At 40.6% G+C, this 21,799-nt stretch carries 17 protein-coding genes; 10 read left to right on the forward strand and 7 right to left on the reverse strand.

Annotation, left to right across the window (positions count from 1 at the left end; translation table 11 throughout):
• Positions 1-17 precede the first annotated feature (17 nt).
• From ABD985_RS18640 to ABD985_RS18660, 5 genes are all read right to left on the reverse strand, one after another.
• The gene (locus tag ABD985_RS18640; RefSeq protein ID WP_345374414.1) at positions 18-1,853 is read right to left on the reverse strand and encodes a family 16 glycosylhydrolase; all 1,836 of its coding nucleotides are present in this window, start codon (positions 1,851-1,853) and stop codon (positions 18-20) included.
• Between the two features lie 160 nt (positions 1,854-2,013).
• Positions 2,014-4,296 (reverse strand): beta-glucosidase BglX, encoded by a 2,283-nt coding sequence (gene bglX / locus ABD985_RS18645; protein ID WP_345374416.1) that lies wholly within the window; start codon positions 4,294-4,296, stop codon positions 2,014-2,016.
• A 134-nt stretch (positions 4,297-4,430) separates the two neighbouring features.
• Positions 4,431-5,951 (reverse strand): PKD domain-containing protein, encoded by a 1,521-nt coding sequence (locus ABD985_RS18650; protein ID WP_345374418.1) that lies wholly within the window; start codon positions 5,949-5,951, stop codon positions 4,431-4,433.
• Between the two features lie 88 nt (positions 5,952-6,039).
• Positions 6,040-7,677, reverse strand: a complete 1,638-nt coding sequence (locus tag ABD985_RS18655; RefSeq protein ID WP_345374420.1) for a RagB/SusD family nutrient uptake outer membrane protein — start codon at positions 7,675-7,677, stop codon at positions 6,040-6,042.
• Positions 7,678-7,690: 13 nt separating this feature from the next.
• A complete protein-coding gene (locus ABD985_RS18660) occupies positions 7,691-10,798 on the reverse strand; it encodes a SusC/RagA family TonB-linked outer membrane protein (protein ID WP_345374422.1) in 3,108 nt (1,035 codons plus the stop codon).
• A gap of 875 nt (positions 10,799-11,673) precedes the next feature.
• Between ABD985_RS18660 and ABD985_RS18665 the strand changes: the two genes are divergently transcribed.
• The gene (locus ABD985_RS18665; protein ID WP_345374424.1) at positions 11,674-12,273 is read left to right on the forward strand and encodes a hypothetical protein; all 600 of its coding nucleotides are present in this window, start codon (positions 11,674-11,676) and stop codon (positions 12,271-12,273) included.
• 64 nt (positions 12,274-12,337) lie between these two features.
• Here ABD985_RS18665 and ABD985_RS18670 read toward each other — a convergent pair whose 3' ends face one another.
• Positions 12,338-12,754, reverse strand: a complete 417-nt coding sequence (locus ABD985_RS18670; RefSeq protein WP_345374426.1) for a hypothetical protein — start codon at positions 12,752-12,754, stop codon at positions 12,338-12,340.
• A gap of 308 nt (positions 12,755-13,062) precedes the next feature.
• Here ABD985_RS18670 and ABD985_RS18675 point away from each other — a divergent pair, with 308 nt between their 5' ends.
• The 4 genes from ABD985_RS18675 (at position 13,063) to ABD985_RS18690 (ending at position 15,849) form a co-directional block, all read left to right on the forward strand.
• A complete protein-coding gene (locus ABD985_RS18675; protein ID WP_345374428.1) occupies positions 13,063-13,545 on the forward strand; it encodes an META domain-containing protein in 483 nt (160 codons plus the stop codon).
• 90 nt (positions 13,546-13,635) lie between these two features.
• On the forward strand, positions 13,636-14,172 hold the full coding sequence (locus ABD985_RS18680; RefSeq protein WP_345374430.1) for a lipocalin family protein: 537 nt from the start codon (positions 13,636-13,638) through the stop codon (positions 14,170-14,172).
• Between the two features lie 142 nt (positions 14,173-14,314).
• Positions 14,315-14,659 (forward strand): MmcQ/YjbR family DNA-binding protein, encoded by a 345-nt coding sequence (locus tag ABD985_RS18685; protein WP_345374432.1) that lies wholly within the window; start codon positions 14,315-14,317, stop codon positions 14,657-14,659.
• A 164-nt stretch (positions 14,660-14,823) separates the two neighbouring features.
• On the forward strand, positions 14,824-15,849 hold the full coding sequence (locus ABD985_RS18690; protein WP_345374434.1) for a threonine aldolase family protein: 1,026 nt from the start codon (positions 14,824-14,826) through the stop codon (positions 15,847-15,849).
• Between the two features lie 140 nt (positions 15,850-15,989).
• Here the strand turns inward: ABD985_RS18690 and ABD985_RS18695 are convergent, their stop codons facing one another.
• Positions 15,990-17,243 (reverse strand): putative porin, encoded by a 1,254-nt coding sequence (locus tag ABD985_RS18695; protein WP_345374436.1) that lies wholly within the window; start codon positions 17,241-17,243, stop codon positions 15,990-15,992.
• A gap of 164 nt (positions 17,244-17,407) precedes the next feature.
• Here ABD985_RS18695 and ABD985_RS18700 point away from each other — a divergent pair, with 164 nt between their 5' ends.
• From ABD985_RS18700 to pyrR, 5 genes are all read left to right on the forward strand, one after another.
• The gene (locus tag ABD985_RS18700; RefSeq protein ID WP_345374438.1) at positions 17,408-18,205 is read left to right on the forward strand and encodes a hypothetical protein; all 798 of its coding nucleotides are present in this window, start codon (positions 17,408-17,410) and stop codon (positions 18,203-18,205) included.
• A 910-nt stretch (positions 18,206-19,115) separates the two neighbouring features.
• Positions 19,116-20,219 (forward strand): Mrp/NBP35 family ATP-binding protein, encoded by a 1,104-nt coding sequence (locus tag ABD985_RS18705; protein ID WP_345374439.1) that lies wholly within the window; start codon positions 19,116-19,118, stop codon positions 20,217-20,219.
• Positions 20,220-20,274: 55 nt separating this feature from the next.
• The gene (locus tag ABD985_RS18710; protein WP_345374441.1) at positions 20,275-20,562 is read left to right on the forward strand and encodes a NifU family protein; all 288 of its coding nucleotides are present in this window, start codon (positions 20,275-20,277) and stop codon (positions 20,560-20,562) included.
• A 105-nt stretch (positions 20,563-20,667) separates the two neighbouring features.
• Positions 20,668-21,144 carry an NUDIX domain-containing protein gene (locus ABD985_RS18715; RefSeq protein WP_345374442.1) on the forward strand — a complete coding sequence of 159 codons (477 nt, stop codon included), beginning with the start codon at positions 20,668-20,670 and terminating at the stop codon, positions 21,142-21,144.
• A gap of 106 nt (positions 21,145-21,250) precedes the next feature.
• On the forward strand, positions 21,251-21,790 hold the full coding sequence (gene pyrR, locus ABD985_RS18720) for a bifunctional pyr operon transcriptional regulator/uracil phosphoribosyltransferase PyrR (protein WP_345374443.1): 540 nt from the start codon (positions 21,251-21,253) through the stop codon (positions 21,788-21,790).
• Positions 21,791-21,799: the final 9 nt, after the last annotated feature.

The raw sequence follows: 21,799 nt of genomic DNA on the forward strand, positions 1-21,799 counted from the left end.
CAATCGGTGTTAAAAAATCACTGTTTTACAATAGACGCACTATATCTCCCTGCCTTCAAAAAATAAATCCCTGGTTGAAGGGATCTCAAGTCTAATTGTACTGTATGTCCATTAGCATATTTCAAGGGAACCCTAATGCGTTGTCCCATCATTGAAATAATTTGTATTGAATCCTCCTTTAACAACTCAATGGTCTCAAAATAAAGAAAGTCTTGCGTGGGATTGGGATAAGCCTTTAACCGTACAGAAGGTACTTTATCTATACTCAAAATAGGGTTTTCTTCCTTTGGTTTATTTTCTAAGGGTTCCGGTTGCTCCCCTACTTCTGGTTTAACCCAATGCACTCCTCCCAGCATTAACTTGCCACTCTTTGCTGTTGCAAAAAATCCATAGTTCACATACATTTTCATCCCAGCTACCTTTGACAAATCTATCCCTTGAGCGGGTTGGTCTGAGTGGTTAAACCAATGACGATAAGTTTTCCATTGCCCGTCATCAAAAATCTGCTGCTCATTCATCGTAAAAAGTGGCTTTTCAATGGAGTTCCCATCAATATCCACAAGATCCAAGCGAATGGATTCAGGAGCCTTTCCCTTTTCAGCTTTCAACGTAATCTCCAATTTGTGATGCTCTCTTAAATCGACACTTCCAGGAATTTCGTAATAGATATAAGGGTTTAGAGAAGGGTCCTCTACTGCAAACTGCAGTTCGAGGACCTCATCTTTCTCACTCAAATCAAATAGTTGTTCGAAAGAAGATGGAATCTCCCATAAAATCCCTCCTAAATCATTGATCAAAGGTAATTTCAAGGTGTCTCCTGTTGGTGCGCCTCCCAATACTTCTACCGTCGTAATCGTATGGTAGGTATCGCAATTCCCTGTAATACTCAAGGAGACTGTTCCTGATACTTCTCCCCATTTCACCGTCACTTCCGATGTTCCTGCTCCTTCCAGAATCTCTACTCCCTCTGGAAAACTCCATTCATAGGCATTCGCCTGAACAGATGACTTAAATACTGCTGTGCTGCCAGCATCCAGGTATCCTTCTCCTTTAATTTCTAAAGGTGGCGCTGTTTGCTGATACACTCGAACATAATCCACTTCCATACGTACCGGAAAAGCGGAAGGATCTACTCCTTCTATACCTCCCCAAAACCCTCCTACGGCAATATTCAGCAATAGGTGGAAGCGTTTATCAAAAGGCCATTCCTTATAAGTGCCATGTTGATCAAAAGTAAAATACTGTTGATCATCCACATAAATTCTAATTTGATCCTCTGTCCACTCCAACGTATAATCATGGAAAGCGGTAGAAAAATCAGGCACCTCAATTTTTTGTCCTTTTTGCGTACCGATGGAATGATGATAAGCCTCTGTGTGTACCGTTCCGTGTACCACCCCAGGGTCATACCCTACGTGCTCCATAATATCAATTTCCCCGCTACTTGGCCATCCACCATACTCCCAATCGGTCGGAAGCATCCAAATGGCAGGCCACGTTCCTACCCCTGTAGGCAACTTTGCTCGCACCACTACTTTTCCATATAGCCAATCTCCTTTGCCTTTAGAAACTAAACGAGCAGAAGTATACTGCTTGCCTCCAAAGCCTTCATTATGGGCTTCTATAACTAATTTCCCATTTTGCAAACGAGCATTTTTTGTACGGGCATCCGTATAGTACTGTAGTTCATCATTTCCCCATCCATGTCCTCCTACATCATAACTCCACTTCTCGGCATTGGGTAATCCACTCCCCTCAAACTCATCACTCCAAACTAACTCGTAACAGGGTTCTTGTGCTGGTAAAATGCTTACTGCACACAGTTGCAATAGCAATAAGTAAATATATTTCATAGTCTTATTGAATGGTTGATTCGTTGAATCGTTGAATTTCAATACTACGTATTGAGTTGAATCGAGTTGAACTGTTGATTGAATGAAGCACCTCAATAAACAGTTCAACTCGAATCAACTCCCCGAAGGGGGAAATTCAACGAATCAACGATTCAACAGTTTATAGTGATTGCTTCAACTCAAAGCTTCCCGCTAAACCTTCTGCTGAGTTTGTACCAATCATTACATCAAATGTTCCTGGCTCCACGATAAACTCACCATTGTTATTGTAGAAACCCAGCTCTTTTGCTGTCAAGGTAAACGTTACTGTTCTCGTCTCTCCTGCTGCCAATTTGATTTTCTCAAACCCTTTCAGCTCTTTCACTGGTCTTGCCACTGAAGCTACTCTGTCACGGATATAAAGCTGAACTACTTCTTCCCCTGCTACTTCGCCTGTGTTTTTCACACTCGCTGTTACGGTCACTGCCTCTGCATCCTCAGCATTCACTTTCAAATCTGTATACTCGAAAGTCGTATAGCTCAAACCATAGCCAAATGGGTAAAGTGGTGTTACTTCCTCATCCATATAGTGTACCCAGAAGATCGCATCACTTGTTGGACGGCCTGAGTTTAGATGATTGTAGTAAATTGGCACTTGACCTACACTTCTAGGGAATGTCATTGGCAATTTACCTGCAGGGTTGTACGCACCAAACAATACATCTGCAATCGCATTTCCAGACTGTGACCCTAATTGCCATGCCTCTACGATAGCAGGAACATGCTCATCCGCCCAAGTGATGGTCAACGGACGACCGTTCATCAATACCAAAACAATGTTCTTGTTTACTTTGTATACTTCTTCCAACAGCTCTTGCTGTACTCCTGGAAGACCTAATTTAGAACGGCTTCTTGCCTCACCACTATGGTAAGCATTCTCACCCAATACCATGATCACTACCTCCGACTTCTTAGCCAATTGTACTGCTTCTTTAAACTCAGACTTATCCGTCTCGTTCACATCCAGCTCTGTAAAGAAGTTGGTATTATTGTCATTCAGTAATTTTGCTCCTCTTGCATATTTTACATCAGCGTATTTTTCCAAACCTTCCAATACTGATACGGCAGTGTTTGCATCCGCTGACATTCTCCAGTTCCCTAAAGGGCTATCCTTATCTGCCGCCAGGTCTCCGATTACTGCAATTTTCTTTTGGCCTTTTTTCAATGGCAAGATATTGTTTTCATTCTTCAACAATACCATCGACTTTCTTGCCATATCCAACACTGCTGCGTGGTGATCGGGGTGGTGTAACAACTCCTTCTCTCTCGCAACGTCACAATATTTATAAGGATCATCAAATAGACCCAATTCAAATTTCACTCTCAATATACGGGCTGCCGCCTCGTCAATTACACTTTCGTCTACCAATCCTTCTTCTACAGCACCTTTCAAGTAATCTACGTATGCATAAGATTCCATATCCATATCAGAACCTGCATTAGCCGCTTTTACGGCAGCATCTTTCAAGTCTGCTGCATATCCGTGGTTAATCATTTCTGCCGCTGAACCCCAGTCAGAAATCACAAATCCATCAAAATTCCATTTGCCTTTCAAGATATCTCTCTGCAAAAACTTATTACCTGTTGCAGGGATACCGTTCAATGTGTTAAAAGAGTTCATGACTGTTTTAACATCCGCTTCTTCTACTGCCGCCTTAAATGGAGGCAAGATTACGTTGTACAACGTAGACAATCCAACATCTACGGTGTTATAGTCTTTTCCTGACTCTGCAAAACCATAGCCTGCAAAGTGTTTTGCAGTTGCTGCAATCGTATTGTTTGCCGAAAGATCATCTCCCTGGAAACCTTTGATACGCGCAACACCAACCTTAGTACCCAAATAAGTATCTTCTCCTGCACCTTCCATCACACGTCCCCAACGTGCGTCTCTCGAGATGTCAATCATAGGAGCAAACGTCCAGTTCTGTCCCATTGCTGACGCCTCAATTGCTGCAATTCTTGCAGACTTCTCAATCGCTTCCAAATCCCAGCTTGCTGCCTCAGCCAATGGAATTGGAGCCATCGTTTTTTGTCCGTGAATAACATCCAAACCAAAAATCAATGGAATTCCTAAACGTGTCTCGTTGACAGCGATTTCCTGCATTTTACGTACACGCTCTGCACCGTTTACGTTCAACATAGAACCTACCAACCCCTTCTTAATTTGTTCGTATTTTCTTTTGGACTGACCTTCAGACGGTGTAGGCCCCGTCACATCCCAAAAACCAGTATACTGTACCATTTGACCAATCTTTTCTTCCAAAGTCATTTTGGCCAACAAATCCTGCACCTTAGCATCGATCTCATCAGAAGGTTTATCCTGGCTAATAAAGGCGGTCGTCACTGCAATTACTGTAGCCATGGCAGCTACAAGCAAGACATTTAGTTTCATTGATTTTTTCATTGCGTTGGTATTTAGTCATCTCACACTAGAGTAGAGTATTGGAGCTATGACTCACGATGTTTTATAGAGGGCCCACCCCTAACCATGGTGGGCCCTTGTCAACCATCTATCTTACTATATGAGAATGTTTAATCTTATAATAATTTAAAATCAGAGATATAGAAGGTACCTGGTCTTGTATGACCTTCTCCTCCAATTTGGATGATGATTTTATCGTAGATATCTGCCTCAATAGCAGGTTTATCATACCCCCAATCCAAGTCATGATCAACCATCACCTCAGAGAAATCAAAGGTTACTTCTACCCACTTACCAAATTCATCCTCACCAAACGTGTGTAACGCTTCTGCTCTAGATCTCCATGCTTCTCCATGCTTAGTGTTCTCTAGGCGAAGAGTAATGGTTGGTGTCATCGCAACTTCTCCTAACCATGATGGTGTTTCATCCGCAGTAGAAACAGTGGTGTGGTCATTAGATGGCAACATGTACACTTTCATCGTAAATACATGTCTTTCTCTAAGGTCAAGTACAAATGGTAGTTCTGTTTGAACGTTTTGCCACCATCCTGCATCAGAGGCAGCATCTGTTCTTACATACTGTCCTACATTCGTTGCAGCATTGCCGTTAGGATCAAAATTGTTCACCCCTGTAGTGAATTGAATTGCTGTTGATGCATCACCTGCAAACATCAAGTTATCAGAGTATGTCCCTGCGAAATTGTCGTAGATATCCTCGATCTTGATTTCTTTTGGCTTCTCAGGTTCTACCGGACGCTCGTATCCTTCACGAAGGAATCCAAAATAACGTGCGTTACCTTCTCCATCAATACCTTTCAAGTAAAGCTCATCATCTGTCAAGGTTAGGATCTCGTATTTACCAGTAGGGTTTGCTGTAAAGTACATTGGGAAACCGCCACCTCCTAGTACCAGGAATGGCTTGCCACCTTCTTCTACGATATCCCATGACCAGTTATCCTGGTTGAAATCGATAATCGCTCTAAAGTCATAATCATCTTGATTTTCTACCGTAGCACCTAATCCTTCCAATGCGCCTTGTCCCAAGTTCATAGAGTAAGTATCTCCATTATTCTCCAAACGGAAAGCGAAACCATTCAGGTTGAATGTCATTTTATCGTCGTAGATACCAATTGTTTCACCATCTTTTGCCAATGGATCAGCAGCCCACCAGTTTGGCTCATTTAATCCAGCTTCTCCTACGCCCAAGTGACCTTTAGTCATCTTATCCATCACCCACGTTTTTCCATCCAAAGCCTCTGCTCCACCTGAGATCATCGCATAATCTGCACGATTTAGCATGGCATAGTTGGTTTCAGCAATAGACACTGTTTGTGTGCTCGCTGCCTGACCTGATTTAGTACTAACGGTTAGAGTTACCTCATAGTCACCTTTGACAGCATAGCTTGCAGTGACCTCATTTCCTTTGGCAGTCATACCGTTACCAAAGTTCCAGAATGCAATACTATTAGCTGTTGTATTCTTAAATGCAACGATATTAGGGTTATCTACTGTTGGAGTGAACTCAAAGCTCACCTGATCAGCGCTTGGTGCTGGCCCTATCTCATAGTTCTCTGGCGTACACGCCTGAAAAAGAACCGCCAACATCAAGACAAAACTGTATATAGAATAAGTTCTCATGTTGATATATCTTTTAGGGTGGAGCCTAACGAAGAAGGCTCCACATAAAAAATTCTTTAATTAATTGGATGTTATACTAACAACTTCACTAGTACCCCGCATTCTGTTTTATGTTCTCTCCCATCAGGTCAATTTCTTCCTGTGGAATTGGCATAAACCCTCTCGTTTCAGACTTGAAGTTCACCTCAAAAGAAGCGGCATCACCAATATCACCCGTCAAGTTTTCACCTTTGTCCGTGATGTACTGATCATCAGCTGCTACAGGAGCTTTCAACTCATAGTTAGAAACATTTACCATAGAAGCAGTATAATCTACCCCTCTACGCAACAGGTCCCAGTAACGGTGACCTTCCAGCGCCAACTCTGTTCTACGCTCTTTGTAGATATCATCCAATGTTACGGCTGTTAGTCCAAACAAGCCTGCTCTACTTCTCACATCATTTACCAATGCCAAAGCCTTTGCAGGAGCCACATCCAGATTCAACTCTGCTGCGATCAACATAATATCTGCCAAACGGATATAGTGATAGTTTTGCGCCCAGTTCAATGGTGTATTCACATCAGAGTAATTGATTTTATGTGTCGTATACTTATTGGTGAACATACCAGTATAGGTGTAGCTTACCCCTACTTGCTTACCCGTTGCATCGATCAAATCTTTAGCCGTCATAATTGTAGCAGCCTTTCTTGCATCACCATCCTCAAAAGAATCTGCCAAACTATGCGTAGGAACACCAAATCCCCATCCTTCAGCCAACAAGTCACTGTTGTGACCACGAGGCCCGGCCATTTGTGACTGAATATTACCGTAAGACCACTCACCCCAGTCTCCAGAACCTGTTGCAGCAAAAGGAATCTCGAATAATACCTCTTGTGAATAGTTTCCGTTTCCATTAAATAGGTCAGCATAGTCTGCTTCCAGTACAGCTCCTGAGTTATTGATCACATCATCCGCCATCGCAATGGCATCGGCTTTTGTGATCGCACTACCACCTGCTACAGGCGTTTCAGCTGTTTGATACACTCCCGTATAGAACATGTATACCTTCAAAAGTTCTGCTTTCGCCGCATACTTATCTAGTCTCCCTGCCTCAGCTTCAGACATTTCTTCTGCCATCAACTCAATAGCCGCCAACATATCTGCTGCAATCGCTGCATATAATTCCTGAGGTGTTGCTTGTGTTACACCTTCCCAAGCATCTCCTTGTAACGGCTCCAGTACCAATGGAACATTCTCAAAGTAACGTGCTAACTCAAAGTAGTAATGTCCTCTTAGGAACATTGCTTCTCCTTTGTAGTTGTTTTTCAAGTCTTCTTCATTCGACTTGAAAGCGATATTGTCATAGTTCGCCAACAACGTATTTGCACGCTGTATACCGATATAACACTTCTTCCACGTTTCCAACAACACCTGGTTGTTCGTCTCTGGCTTGAAACGTGCCATATTCTGCCACATCAACATATCCGTAGGACCGCCGCCGCCGGTGTAAGCATCATCCGAAAGGATGTCTGCTGTCATAGCCATTGGAATATAAGTTCCTCTAAAGTCTGTTCTTAGCTTCTCGTAAACCCCTAAAAGAGATTGTCTAGCCTCTACGGAAGTCTTAAAGAAAGAATCCGAAGTTTGTGCATCCAGAGGGTCGATCTCCAGAAAATCAGTACAAGATTGAATTGACATGGAGCTTGCCAAAAGAGCCCCTGCCATTGCTATATGTTTAAGTTTCATGATGATCTAAGGTTTAGAATGATAAGTTTAGTCCCATTAGGAATGTTCTTGCCTGAGGGTAAGCACCGTTATCAAAACCGATACCCATTGCACCTCCGTGACCTACTTCAGGATCCATTCCTGAGTATTCAGTGAAAGTAAGTAAGTTGTTTGCCGACACGTATACTCTTGCCTTGCTCACGCCTGCTTTGCTTGTCAGTGTGTTTGGCAATGTATATCCCAACTGCACCGTCTTCAAACGAAGGTAAGAAGCGTCCTCCAAGTGAACCATATCATTGATTCTACTGTAGTTCTGGTTTGTATCGTTGTGAGAGAAACGAGGGAACTCATTCGTTGTTCCTTCTCCTGTCCAACGCTGTAGGTAACGAGTAGGATAGTTTTGTACTGTGCTCAGATCACCTCTCAAGGTACCGTTCACCAAAGAACCACCTGTTTGTCCTTGCCAGAACATGCTAAAGTCAAATCCTCTGTAATCCATGTTCAGGTTAGCACCGAATGTCCAATCGTGGACTGCTTTACCGATATACGTACGGTCATTCTGGTCAATCTTACCATCACCGTTTGTATCTACGAAACGGATATCTCCTGGTACTGCATCAGGTTGGATCATTACACCTTCTCCATCTACGTGAGCTTCTACTTCTGTTGTATTCTGGAAAATACCATCCGTTTTGAAACCAAAGAAGTAAGGAAGTGGATAACCTTCTTCCATCACCATATTACCTTGCTGAAGGAATAGACCTGGTCCTACCACACGACCACTGTTGTTATCTACTTTAGTCACTTGGTTATCGTTGTAAGCAACGTTAGCTGTCAATGCATAGTGGAAATCACCTTCTTTCTTAGCATAAGTCAATGCTGCTTCCACCCCTTGGTTTCTTACTGTACCCAAGTTAGCCAAAGGATTGCCTACCCCTGTGAACCCTGGAATTGGTCGCTCACTCAACAAACCTTGACGCTCTCTAGAGTATAGGTCAACATTCAATGTAATTTTATCCTGAAGGAATCCTGCATCCAAACCAAGGTTTACTTCTGACGCTGCTTCCCATCTTAAGTTAGGGTTTGCCATTCTTGTGATTCCATAACCCGACTGTGGCGTTTGACTTGTTCCCACGATATATGTAGGCGTTTGTCCAAACAGCTCCAGGTATCCAAATGCACCAATTTGCTCATTACCTACTTTACCCCAAGCAGCTCTTAGTTTTAGTTGAGAAACATAGTCACTGTTGCTTAGGAACTCTTCTTCTGAGATATTCCAACCTGCCTGTACAGAAGGGAATACACCAAACTTGTTATTTGGTCCGAAGTTCGAAGAACCGTCATAACGAAGCGTTGCTGACAACATGTATTTCTCGTCGTAGTTATACCCTACTTTACCGAAGAAAGATAATAATCTATGCTGCCATGCGTTTCCTGTAATTTTTTGCGTATCATCATCTGCACCATTACCTAACCAAGCATAATCCCATCCTTCCAACTGCATGTCGTTACGAGTACCACTAATCTGTCTACCGAAAGAGTTTCTAAGTGTTGTACCTGCCAATAGATCCAGTTGGTGATCGCCAAATGCTTTTGTATAATTGATGGTATTCTCCCACTGGTAAGTTGTGTAAGTACCTTCCCACTGAGCAACTCCTGAAGTAGGTATGAAGTTAACCACGTTGTAGTACGCTACTGGCGTGTATGATCTTCCGAACCAGTTACCAATATCGACACCTATATCTGATTTGATAGTAAGACCTTCAATCGGTTGCACTTTCAGGTATGCATTACCCAAGAATTTGTTCGATGTATTATCCTCAAAAGTGTTATGGATTCTAGCCAATGGGTTCACTACTTCTCTCAAACCTTTGTCTGAGATCCCGAAGTATTGACCGTTGTCATTTGCCGGTCTTACATCGTAAGCATCATAAGAAGCTATCAATGCAGAATCTGTTACGTAAGCAGCCGTCAAAGGATCGTGTACCAAAGCACTCTGCAATACACCACCAAATTGGTTTTGCTCGCTAATTCCTTTTCTCATCTCACGTACATACGTCAAGTTAGACCCAAAAGTCACATAGTCAGAAACTTTATGCTGAGAATTGAAACGTGCAGAATAACGCTCAAAGTTTGACTTGTCTGGCGCTACGATACCTTGCTGACCAAAATACCCTGCACTCGCCAGGTACTGAGATGTCTCATTACCTCCTGAAAGTTGTACGGAATGATTCTGAATAGGAGCATTCCCTAGAATCTCTCCTTGCCAGTCTGTATCTACCCCCATATTTTCAAATGCTTCTGTACCATAAATTGCAGCACCACCAGCGTTCAACGCTCCTTCGTTGTGGAACAACATGTACTCTCTTGCATTCATTACCGGAGTCTTTCTCCAAGCCTGTTGCGTACCATAATAAGCATCGTAAGTTACGATCATTCTACCTTCCTTACCTTTTTTGGTCGTTACCAGTACTACGCCATTGGCACCTCTGGAACCGTAAATCGCTGCAGAAGCCGCATCTTTCAATACTTCGATTGATTCAATATCATTAGGGTTCAAAAAGTTGATATTGTCCATCTGTACTCCATCTACTACGTAAAGAGGAGCGTTACTTCCGTTAGAACCTGTACCACGCACACGGATATCAACCCCTGCCCCTGGCTGACCAGAAACGGCGGTAACAGTCACCCCTGGTGTACGCCCTTGTAATGCCTGAGAAGCATTAGCAATAGGAGTTTGTGTAATTTCTTCTGTTTTTACGGAAGCAATTGCTCCAGTAACTACCGCTTTCTTCTGCACACCGTATCCCACTACGACAATTTCCTCCAGGGTTTCTGTGTCTGATTGTAATACAATGTCAAAATTTGTGCGTCCGTCTACTGAAATCGTTTGGGAAACATATCCTATATAGGATATTACAATCTTTCCTCCTTCCGGTACATTTAAATTAAATTGTCCATCAAGATCTGTAACGGTACCATTTGTGGTTCCTTCGATTAAGATGTTAACTCCTGGAAGTCCCATCGAGGAGTCTGCTTCCTTAACCGTTCCTGAGATCATTCGCTCCTGTCCCCACAAGGAGAAAGAGCTAAAAACCATCAAGAGGGTTAACAGTAACTGTGTAGAATTTTTAAGCCTCATGTTTTTAGTCATTAGTACGATGTTGCCATCAGTCAAATAATACATTCAAAAAATCGGCGCCGACCCTTTAAAAATGTTGCTTCTACGTATTAGCTGAAAGCAATATAAACGAGTACCTACCTAAAAAAAAAGTGTTAAAAAAAACCGTTGATTAACGTATATCGCTTAAATAAAATAAATATAAATAATTGAAAAACAGGTATTTATATATCAAATTAAAGATTATTTAAAAATTAAGTATACGCTTAAAAAACATCACTTTTTTTCAATAAATGATTCCAAACTCCTCACATAAGCGTACAAAAGACACTAAAATTATTTTTATATAAATTTTTACAATAAAGCATTTTCCTTACTTCACTTATGAAGTTGAATACGAAAAGCCTATAGATATCATATAACGTCACAAGATTCTGTATTACCATTTATTTAGTATACAGCTAAACCTTTTGATTCATCCCCCCTTTTTTCTGAAAACCTCTTTTATTTTTTAGAAACACCTCTTAATGTTAACTAATTGTTAATTTAATATGTATTAATAGTTAATTAATTGTTAATAAAGGCAACTATGAATAAACTCAACACTTCACAGATAAACGCCCTCATCCTCAAGCACTTTTTATTAAATTTCAATAACACATTGCACTCGTATTTAATATTTGGCTAGATGATCTGTTTACCGATTGTTAACATATCACGTTCTTCCATTGTGCCTTCCATCTCCATATTGCTTCCTATCTCAATATTTCCATTCTTTGCGCCCCCAAAAGAAAGTATCTGTTAATCTGATACATACACTATTCAAACTATATTCAATTCATACTACAGAGTTATTCTAAAAGAATCACTCAACTATTTTCATTCGCTTATTAATCATGAAACAAATTATCCTTTCATTGTTTTACACCGGTATTATGATTTGCACTTCTTACACTTTAGGAAACGCACATCCCAAATACCAAATAGAGCTCATCCAAGAAGGCACAGCCATCAATGTGATGATTGATAACCCAACAGAGGAGAGAATTTCCTTTCAAATCATTAATGCACAAAAAGAGGTTTTTCTAGAAAGGGTCATTCATCGACAAAAATCCATCAACATGGATCTACATTTTATCGGAATGACAGCTGGTGAGTATCGCATTATTATTCAATGGCCTAACTATACGATATACAAGGGAATTTATGTTTGCCATAACGGCTACGGTCACCTTAAAGAAAGCTGCGTTCAGAGAAATGGGCACTTCTGTCCGTTTGAGCTAAAGGACAAAAAAATAAAGATCCATTATGATCAAGAAACTAAAGAGGAGCTCATCGTATCATTATTGGATCAAGATGGAAATCGATTACAGGAAGTAAAGCTCTATAAAGCATATGATGCACACATCATAGACTTAAGTGCTTACCCTCCGGGGGTATACTCTGTGGAGCTAAAAGGAGAACAGACTAATATAAAAGAGATGTTAATTTTGTAGGACTCAGGATAGCCCAGCGAATATTTCACTGGGCTATTTTTTCATCAAGGTCTTAAACCGTATTTCAATCATATAACCACTCCAACGCCTCCTCCTTATTAGAGAAGTTTACAATAGGGTATTGGTTGGGCAGCTTCATATTAAAGAACTCCTCAAAAGTCTGTTCTACAGATACCTCCGAAAATAATTCCTCCGGCACAATATGCGCATACTTCTGTAATCCCAATGCTACCCAGGCCGGATTCAGCAATTTTGCCATCCAAACTTGCTCCTCCGGGCTAATCGGATAGCTAAAGTCTACACAGCGGTCAAAAAGATACTTCGGTTTACATGCCTCAAAAGCATTGACCCACTCCTGCATCTCTGTCCTAAAGTCTTCCTCATTCATTGACTCTGTTTCCTTGAACCAATCAGAGTAAATCGTAGCAGTAGCATCATCATACAAGTGTTCCGAGAATTTTGACTTATAGATTGTTTTCATGGTGTTAAGTAAGGTGAATAATGAATATGCGGCTTTGCCTTAAAGGGTTCTTTATAAAACCGCCTATAGTGTTAATATATCCAAACAAAACAACCCATAGCAAACGATAGTTATAACCCACTCACAAACAACATGTAAGGTAATCTTCTCCTAAAAAGTATCTTCTCTTCAAATAATCTAAATCAGACAAAAAAGCCATTCTATAGCATTACTCACTCCCGCTGCTTATTGTCTTTTTATCTCTAACGAGTGTCATATTAGTAGATGAAAAATTAAGGTATCTTTAAAATCAAACAACCACAATAATCATGACCAACGTAAAAGCAGTTTTATTCACAGGATTTCTTTGCCTAAGTCTTTTGGCTTGTAAATCTCAGAAACAAGTAAACCAGGAAAGTAAAAACGACATCACGAATACTGAACAAGCCGATATGGAAGAAAGTCAAAGTAGCAATCCACTCCATGAAACAAAATGGATACTTACTGAGCTGAGAGGACAAAAGATTTCTACCAACCCTTCAGCCCCTGAAGTGTTTATTACGTTTACACCTGAAGGTAAGGTTTATGGTAATTCTGGTTGTAATAGTTTCAACGGCAGTTACTCCATTTCTGAAGGAGAGCGTATACAGTTAACGCAGTTGATATCAACACAACGTGCTTGTTTAAATATGGAAGTTGAAGACGCTTTTCTTAAGGTACTCCAAACTACAGATAATTATACCATCAAAGATGGAGTCCTTACATTGAACAAAGCTCGTATGGCTCCTTTGGCGAAGTTTGAAAATAAATAAAAGGTAAAAGGTAAGTTAATAAGGGTGTTGGGTGCGCCATAATTATTCTTAGATTTTTTTACCTTATACCTTTTACTTTATACCTTAACAATGATGAAAAACTATATCAAAACTATACTCCTGATTGCGCTCGGAAGTCTTGTTCTAACAGCCTGTAAAGACGCTCAACCACTTAAGACTGTCGGTACGCTAGATATTGAAAAATATACTGGAAAATGGTACGAGATCGCCCGCTTTCCTAATCGATTCGAGAAAGGTCTAAAATGTGTGACCGCTACCTATACCCTCAAAGAAAACGGAAAGATTGAGGTCCTTAACCAAGGAGTCAAGATCGATAACCCTAGTAAAATAGAGCAATCCAAAGGAAGCGCATGGATACCGGACGCCACTTACCCTGGTCAACTTAAGGTTAGTTTCTTCTGGCCTTTTGCCGGAGACTATTATGTAATTGAACTGGGTGATACCTACCAATATTCCTTAGTGGGTTCTCCTGATAGAGATTACCTTTGGATATTGAGTAGAACACCTTCTCTTCCGGAAAATACAATACAACAATTGAAACAGATTGCTGAAGACAATGGGTTTGATCCCTCTCAACTAGAGCTTATCGAGCAAAACTGTCAATAATATATTTTTTTGCCCCGGGCGGTGCCCGGGGCTATGTGGGCTTCGCCTTAATTCTTTTTGGTAGAGCAATGATTAAATTAGTGTAGCAGTGTAAAGTTTGAAACTTTACACTGCTACATTTTTACACTTCTTAATAAACATTATGGATATTATTAGCTACAGAGACTATTGCCTTTCTTTTCCCGGTACAACGGAACATACCCCTTTTGATGAAGTAACCCTTGTCTTTAAGGTGATGGGAAAAATGTTTGCACTTACCAATATGGATACTTTTGAATCTATCAACCTTAAATGTGATCCTGAAAAAGCCATAGAGCTAAGGGAAAAGTATACCGCAGTGCTACCCGGATACCATATGAATAAAAAGCATTGGAATACGGTCTTGATCGATGGAAGTATCTCTGATCAGCAACTGAAAGAATGGATTAAAGAATCCTACGATCTGGTCATCAAGGGACTCCCAAAAAAGATAAGAGAAACGCTATAACGATGGGAATATAGAGTGCTTTTTTGAACTTATCATAAGTAGTTAAGGTTGAAACTCAACAGAGCAAAGCCTACGCCATATAATGGACTCAACAAGCAGCGAAGCTGCTTACTCAACTTCTGAGTAATTTCCTATCTTTGCTGTAACAAACAAACCATCAAATCATGAAAGGATTCGCAAGTGATAACTACTCTGGTTGCTCACCGGAGATTATGCTAGCTATACAGCAGGCTAATGAGCATCATCAACCTTCATACGGAGCAGATGTTTTTACACAGCAAGCCATTTCTATTTTTAAAGAGCACTTTGGAGAAAATGCTGAGGTATTTTTTGTGATGAACGGCACAGGAGCTAATGTAACCGCTCTGCAAGCTATTTGTAGACCGTATGAGGCCGTTATTAGCTCTCATATGGCCCACTTGAATACAGACGAATGCTCTGCTCCCGAGAAATTAGGAGGCTTTAAGATCAAGGATGTCTACACCGAAGATGGAAAACTCACCATAGAGCATATCAAGCCTTTACTAGGAGGAAGAGGAGTACATCAGGCTGTTGCCAGAGTTATTACGATCACTCAATCGACGGAAATAGGCACACTTTATACACAGGAAGAAATTCGTACGCTTGCTAATTTTGCTCACGAAAACGGACTATACTTACATGTCGACGGAGCCCGAATTGCCAATGCCGCAGTATCCCTAGGAGTTTCCTTCAAAGAAATGCTGGTCGATACAGGAGTTGATGTGGTATCTTTTGGGGGAACAAAAAATGGTATGATGATGGGAGAAGCCATTATATTCCTAAACCCTGCCTTAGCTGAGAACTTCGGGTTTATTCGTAAGCAAAGTATGCAACTACTCTCCAAGATGCGCTATGTGGGTGCCCAGTTTGTCGCATACTTTAAAAATGACCTATGGAAAAAGAATGCTGCTCATGCCAATCAAATGGCTCAACTACTGGCCAATAGACTAAGGGAAGTTCCAGCAGTGAGCATCACTCAGAAAGTAGAGGCTAATGGTGTATTTGCTATCTTACCAAGAGAAATTACCCCTGCACTTCAGGAAGTATTTCCATTCTATATTTGGAACGAGGAAACCAATGAAGCCAGACTGATGCTTTCTTTTGATAGTACTGAAGAAGAAGTGGAGAGATTTGTAGATACAATCAACACACTATTGTTGAATCGTTGAATCCATTACATGGCGTCTTGATTCGAGTTGATATGTTGTATGAATATCAATATAAACCTCAATCAACGATTCAACTCGAATCAACGAGCGAAGCTCAATTCGAGACGCCATGTAATGGATTCAACGATTCAACAAGCAGGCTAAAACTTAAACTCTATGTTATACTGCCAACGTCTCACCATGGTATCTCGCTCTCCTTGTGGCAAAATCAAACGTCCAAAATAGACAATCAAGCCCATATTAATATTATTGGTGATAGAGTAACGTGTAGAGATTCTACTTCCCTTCATATTTGTACCCGGACGATATCCACTCCCTTGCCCTGACCCTATCAATGCTTCCTCATATTCTGCCCCATAATCAGAGTCGACAAACTCCTCATACCAGGAATCTCTTTCCAGGTACTTGTAGCGATAGACGATTTCCCATCGCCCTTTTTTATCTGCTTTACCCAAAGTGACAAACCCACTCCAACCTAGATTATTATTTTCTATCGCAGTATTCAAGAGCAGTTCTCCCCCCACCTCCACAGGAAAATCACTAAACTTTCTCCAGGCACCTAAATACTTGGTCGCCTCTATCTGAAACATAAGGTTGCGAAACGAGTGAACCAGTACCCCATCCTCTGTACGAGTATTCCCCACGTTCTTATTGGGTACCGCATCATTGGTCAGTTCCTGGGCGTGTACCACCTGCATATACCCTACTCCTCCAAAAAAATGATATTTACTAGGCCGGCTGAAATCAATTCCAGCTTGCACCCCTCCCATAAATGGGTCTCGATGTGTATTGCTATTCTCATCAATCTGAAAATAGGCTGCATGGACAATAAAATTGCTCCCTTCTCTAAAGTTTACAATCCAGTTATTCGTAATTCCTTCAGGGGTATAGTCATTATCAAATACTACATCAGAGTACTGAAATGGGTTACTAAACTTTCCAAAAGAAATATTCGTCTTGATACGCTCTCCGATATTGGTCTCCCATGAAGCATACGCCCAATCAAAGAAGACAAACTTCTTGGTACCATTATTTTCAAAACTGGTATTACCAGAAATGGGGTCTCCTCCACTCGTTCCCTGTGCATCGGAAGAAATCAACTTCATCCCTACCTTAAAATTGGAAGGCAGGTCTACAAAGAAACCAAACCTTGCCCGATAACGTAATCGACCACGGCTCTGTACCGCTGTAATGTCATCATAACGTATCCTGAAATCGCCCTTGAAACGAATATAAACTGTATCTCCTTCCGAGACCTGAAACTCCATTAGATCCTTCAACTCAGGCACCGTAAAGCCCTTTTCATAACGCACAGGCTCCCTTCTATTTAACTCCTGGGCATACGTATTTAATAAGGGTAAGAAAAACAACAACAGTATAAAAGCATATCTCATGAAACAGTTTTTTTTGGGGTTTAACTGTTACAAGATAAAAGAGACCCTGTATCTTACATATGCTAAACTTACGTAGACCTTACATGAAAGATTACAAAATTATTACGATCGTACTCTTATAGTCAAGGACACTTTTATACGCTACACTAACCATAAAAAATACAATGAATCCAACCTACTACAGACTTCTATTGGCATCCATACTTTGGAGCATCTTTTCCCTTTCCGTTCAGGCGCAACAACCTCAAGCAACCGCGATTGATCCTACTTGCAGCCAAATAGTACAATCCGAAAAACCTCAAAATCTTCTTATTCTCTTCCCTGGATACTCTGTGCAACTGCATTGGGCTGAGCAATGGGCTTACGCTCTTTCTCAAGAACAACCTATCCATGACACATTTGATCACATCCTCATTTTTAAAGGTCCGAAAGAAGTCTTTTATGAGGGCAAAGAGTTAAATACCAAGAAGGCAATCGAAATCTTATCTCAACACCATTACCAAAACATCACAGTCGTAGCACATTCCAGTGGGTCATTCCCTGCCCACGTTTTCTTTCAACAAATTCTGGACACTCCTGCCCTTCATCAAAAATTGACACATAAAATCACCTATTATAATTTGGATGGAGGGATTGGAAAGAAAGACACTGCCTATACCACTGCGATGAATCGCTTATTGAAAAAGGGAATAAGCGTTTCGGTTTACGATAGCATTACCCAATCCTATTCGGCCAACCATGAAAGCATGATCGCCTTTGAAAAGCAGTTTCCAGACTCTTTTGAACACATTACCTTAAACGTGGATAGTGGGTGTGATAAAAATGCTCAATGGTGCCTTCACGATGTGGTCATCAACCTTCGTCCTCACAACAATACAACCTTTGACCTGAAGAAAGACTATACGCTTTTTGGGGTAGAGCACCCGTTGAGTATTGAATGGATGATTTTTAATGAGGAATGATAAGTTGAAAGTTATATCCCATGCCTCCCAATTCATAACTTCCTTTGTGTCTAAGTGTTTAGTGGTACTATTGGCCGACATACGTAGTAAAACTTGAATCCATTGGAACAGTGATTAGAGGAATTTTCTATCTAAAGACATATTCCAAACAAGCTCTAAAACGAGAAAAAGGCCAGAGACAATGTCTCAGGCCTTTAACAATTTAGCTAAAAACTAAAACCAATTAAAAAATGAGAATAACCTTTTATATTGTTTAACGTGACTTAATCACGTCCATTTCTTGCTTCTGTACATATAAAACCAAAATAAAGGTTGCATCGTTCGACTTCATCTAAATATTTAATCCTATTAACATAAAACAGAATCAATAGGGCATAAAACGAGATGATCCTTTCTTTCATCTTGGTGGATGATAAAGATAGTAGATTTTTGGCAATTATCTTTAAATAGTTAAATATTTTCTGTTAATAAGATAATTTATATACAAATATTTCAAAATACACCTCTCACACCATAGAATGATCACATCTGTAAAAACATTGTGTATCAATACATCTGTATATTATTATAAATAACATTACTTCTTCTAAAAACAACTTAGATTATTAGGTAAGTCCATTTATTTTTCTGTTTCAGCAACTTCACCATTTTTTATTACTCAAAATAATCTTCTCACCCATTTAATTAAGCTAGCTATCTCTATTTCAAGAGGGAACAATACATAGTTTATATAATTATTCAAGTATTTCCTTATCTAATTAATAGTTATATCCTTATCTTTGCAGTCAATTAGTAAACTTCCTGACGTTTTTTGAGTTAAGTATGTGGTTGGGGACTCCCAACCTATTATAAAGAACGTACAATTAAGACTTAGTCAAATAGAAATAGACTATCAGACAACAGCAGTAAAATGGCGATAAGTGAGAAAGATATAGTCAAAGCACTATCTACCGTAGACGATCCGGATCTGAAAAAAGATTTGATCACCTTGAACATGGTCAAGGATATCCATATAGAAGGGAAAAAAGTGAGCTTCACGGTAGTGTTGACCACCCCTGCTTGTCCTTTGAAAGAGGTGATTCGAAAATCCTGTGAGGAAGCTATCCATCAACAAGTGGATGCTACCCTGGAGCTTTCTATCAATATGACAGCCGATGTGACGTCTATCATGCCTAATGGCCCCGTATTATCCGGTGTTAAGAACGTGATTGCTATTTCATCGGGTAAAGGAGGTGTAGGAAAATCTACCGTAACAACCAACTTGGCACTAGCCCTTTCTGAAACAGGAGCAAAGGTAGGGATTATTGATGCGGACATTTATGGTCCCTCTATCCCAACGATGTTTAACTGTGAAAACGATCAGCCAGGTGTCAAAGTGATCAATGGAAAAAATACGATTATTCCTATTGAGAAATATGGCATTAAGCTTCTTTCTATTGGTTTTCTAACTCCTCCAGACAATGCAGTGGTATGGAGAGGACCAATGGCAAGTTCTGCACTGAGACAGTTTATTGTAGATACTGATTGGGGAGAACTAGACTATTTGCTTATCGACTTACCTCCAGGGACAGGTGATATTCACCTTTCATTGGTACAAAATGCTTCGGTAACTGGAGCTGTAGTCGTTACAACTCCTCAAAAGGTAGCTTTAGCCGATGCTCTTAAAGGAATGAATATGTTTACCTCTAAGCAGGTGAACGTACCTATTTTAGGTATTGTTGAAAATATGGCCTACTTCACTCCAGAAGAATTACCAGAGAACAAATACTATATCTTTGGTAAAGATGGCGGTAAACTTATGGCTCGCCGTTACGAAGTTCCTTTCCTTGGAGAAGTTCCTATTGTTCAAGGAATCCGAGAAGGAGGCGACTCTGGTGTTCCAGTAACATTGGAAGAGGGCAACATTATGGGAGATGCCTTCAAGGACATTGCTCAACAATTGGCTAGAACTGTAGCTGTTCGCAATGCCAATGCGGGTAAAACCGATAGAGTAGAAATAAAAACTTGGGAATAAATCCTATCAATACACAGGGCGATGCCCTGTGCTATTTTACCTATTTTCAATAACTATGGGAGACAATAACTCAACAAATACGGAATTGATCCAAAAAGTAGAAGAGGCAATCAACACGATCCGCCCTTACTTAGAAGCTGATGGAGGTAATGCCAAAGTATTGGAGGTTACCCAAGAGGGTGTCGCCATCATTGAGTTTCTAGGATCTTGTGAATCATGTCCTATGTCGGCCATGACGTTAAAGGCGGGAGTCGAACAGGCTGTCATTAATGCAGTACCTGAAGTCCATAAGGTCATTGCGATTAATAACTCCCAAACTGACCTTGACCTCTCTTTATTATAGTGATGAGTTCCATCTCAACTACTATAAATGTATAGATAAAATATTTTACAGGCAGAAGGCTTTTCCTTCTGCCTTTTTTAGGGTGTATACCTTGGTAGTCATAATATGGACGAAATCAACAAAACATTTGGAGAACGCTTAAGAGTCCGAAGTTGTGGAATTCTGATTCAAGATGAAAAAGTCTTGATGGTCAAACACCGATACCCTAGCACTTTGGGGTATTTTTGGGCTCCTCCCGGAGGAGGGGTTAACTTTGGAGAAACCACCAAAGAAGCGCTTATTCGAGAATATAAAGAAGAAACAGGATTGGATATAACTGTACAACGTTTTATGTTTGTACATGAGTTTTTGAAGCCCCCTTTACACGGTATCGAACTGTTCTTTGAAGTCACTTGTCTGAAAGAGGCGCAACTACTGACGGGCACAGATCCAGAAATGGCTCCCGGGCAGCAAATCATTGAACAGGTAACGTTTCTTTCTTTTGAGGAAATTAAGCAATTACCAAAGGAGGGTGTGCATCAGTTGTTTCAGTTTTGTGAAACACTGGAAGAGTTACAACAACTACACGGCTTGTATACTTAGGTGTTACAAGTTGTCACGCACACTAACATGTGCAAATGCTTTATTCAATTGTTCGTAAATAAATACATCCGGCGATCTGCAGATTGCCCCTTACCTTCAATTCCCAATGGCAAAACTACACATCCTTAGTAGCAAAAATCTGGATATCACCATTAGCCGATTGAGCCAGCAAATCATCGAAGACCACGGTGATTTTCAGCACTCTGTTTTAATGGGGATTCAAAAAAGTGGCGTTTTCCTCGCCGAGCGTATACAAAAACGTATCAAAGAACTTTCCGGAATTGACGTCTCTCTGGGAAAACTAGACATTACTTTTCATCGAGATGATTTTAGGCGAAGAGATGCTCCCTTGGCTCCCAACAAGACGGAAATCCCTTTCATTATCGAAGACCGCAATGTTATTCTAGTAGATGACGTTCTTTATACGGGTCGTTCTATCCGTGCAGCCATGGATGCCATGCTTGCCTTTGGACGTCCCTCTAAAGTAGAACTTCTTACATTAGTCGATAGACGATATAGCCGCGATCTTCCCATCGAAGCTTCTTATGTTGGAAAAACGGTCAACTCTATACAGTCACAGCGTGTAATCGTAGAGTGGACTGAACAGGGTTTTGAAGAAGATAATATTTGGTTAGTCAACCAATAGTCAACCTCG

It is taken from the genome of Algivirga pacifica (genome assembly GCF_039543525.1).
Classification (GTDB): domain Bacteria; phylum Bacteroidota; class Bacteroidia; order Cytophagales; family Flammeovirgaceae; genus Algivirga; species Algivirga pacifica.